This window comes from Streptomyces sp. NPDC002044 (genome assembly GCF_040296725.1).
In the GTDB taxonomy this organism is placed as follows: domain Bacteria; phylum Actinomycetota; class Actinomycetes; order Streptomycetales; family Streptomycetaceae; genus Streptomyces; species Streptomyces antarcticus.
In genome coordinates this window covers 1-1304 of the sequence record NZ_JBEOXU010000325.1, presented here as the reverse complement: position 1 = coordinate 1304, position 1304 = coordinate 1, and the positions used below count along the sequence as shown (strand labels likewise).

General features: G+C 67.3%; 3 protein-coding genes. 2 read left to right on the top strand and 1 reads right to left on the bottom strand.

Features of this window, described 5'->3' with window-relative positions; all coding sequences use genetic code 11:
• Together ABT106_RS31965 and ABT106_RS31960 are read left to right on the top strand one after the other, a co-directional pair.
• The coding region (locus tag ABT106_RS31965) for a VOC family protein (RefSeq protein WP_351284570.1) at positions 1-365 on the top strand (365 nt) is incomplete at its 5' end.
• 99 nt (positions 366-464) lie between these two features.
• A complete protein-coding gene (locus tag ABT106_RS31960; protein WP_351284568.1) occupies positions 465-1031 on the top strand; it encodes a hypothetical protein in 567 nt (188 codons plus the stop codon).
• Here the strand turns inward: ABT106_RS31960 and ABT106_RS31955 are convergent.
• A complete protein-coding gene (locus tag ABT106_RS31955; protein WP_351284565.1) occupies positions 991-1227 on the bottom strand; it encodes a hypothetical protein in 237 nt (78 codons plus the stop codon). The two genes, ABT106_RS31960 and ABT106_RS31955, sit on opposite strands and share 41 nt — an antisense overlap.
• Between the last annotated feature and the right edge of the window lie 77 nt (positions 1228-1304).

Below are 1304 nucleotides of genomic sequence, written 5' to 3'. Positions count from 1 at the left end.
GCGAGGTGCTGGGATACGTCGTCTCGCCGGTGCCGCAGGGGTTCGACACGTGGGACGACTACCATCGCTCGCTGCCGCCGGACCATCAGGTCAAGTGGTTCTCCTGTGTCGATCCCTCAGGGGTGGGCCCGCGGCTGCTCTTCCAGCGCGTTCCCGAGACCAAGGTCGTCAAGAATCGGGTGCACCTCTGCGTACGGGCCGGAACCGGGCTCGTGGGGGAGGAACGCCTCGCCACGCTCCGGACCGAGTCCGCACGACTGGCCGCGTTCGGCGCGGTGCACGTGCGCACGCTGCTTGCCGACGGCACCAACGAGTCGTGCATCGTGATGCAGGACTTCGAGGGCAACGAGTTCTGCCTCGACTGACAGAGCGGGAGACGAGAGATCGTGACTTTCTGGCGTGCTCGCTTGGTGCCGGTGGCGGCGGCCCTGGGGGCGGGTGTTGCCCTTGGCTTGTCCGGCCCCATGGCCGGAAAGTTCGACAACCCGGTGTGCGCCGCGCTGAACGTCGTGTTCGCCGGGGGGTGGTCGTGGGCCTGTTTCGCATTCCTGGTGGGATTCTTCCGTCGATCCAGGATCGAGTCGGCCCTGCTGTCGTCCGCCGCCTTGGCGATCGGTGTGGTTGTCTACTACCTCTTCAAGGCTCTGAGTCCCGCCGTGCCCCTCGGGGTGGCGGCATCCAGTGGATCCGTGTCCGGATCGACGAGCGGACTCTCCTCCGGGATCCTGGTGTGGGGAACGGCGGCGTTCGTCCTTGGTGCGCCGCTGGGACTCACGGGCAATCTGGCACGAACTCCCGGCTTCGGCGGCCTCCCCTTCCGGTTGCTCATACCGCTCATTGCCTTCTACGAGACCTCCATGCGGATCACCGGGGAGGCGCTCGGACAGGCCACGGTGGTCATGGTGACGTGGCAGGCGATGCGCGGGGCAGCGGTCGTGGCCGCTGTGGCACTCGTGGGGCACACCGTCCGGGACTGGAGGCGCGCACGGCTCAGGAGACGGCGTACCACTGGCTGGCCCAGCCGGTGTTGATGGTGCTGGTGGACTGTTCGGCAAGGTTCACCTGGGGCGGCAGGGCGGTCTGTCCCGTCAGGATGGTGCTGTAGCGGAGCTTCGGCGCTGTCAGGCCGGCGTTGACCGAGATGCCGGCGCCCGTGGACTTGAGGGTGAGGGCGTTGGTGGCCCACGTGCCGTTCAGGAGAAGGGCGATGAAGTAGGTCCCATCCAAACCCAACTCCACCAAACCCTCACCCCCATCACCCCCCACCCAGGCCACACCCCCTTCTACTCCACCGTCACCGCCAC

Excerpts from the sequence above, each read along its gene's own strand:
- ABT106_RS31960 (WP_351284568.1), top strand. The coding sequence starts at position 465 with ATGGCCGGAAAGTTCGACAACCCGGTGTGCGCCGCGCTGAACGTCGTG.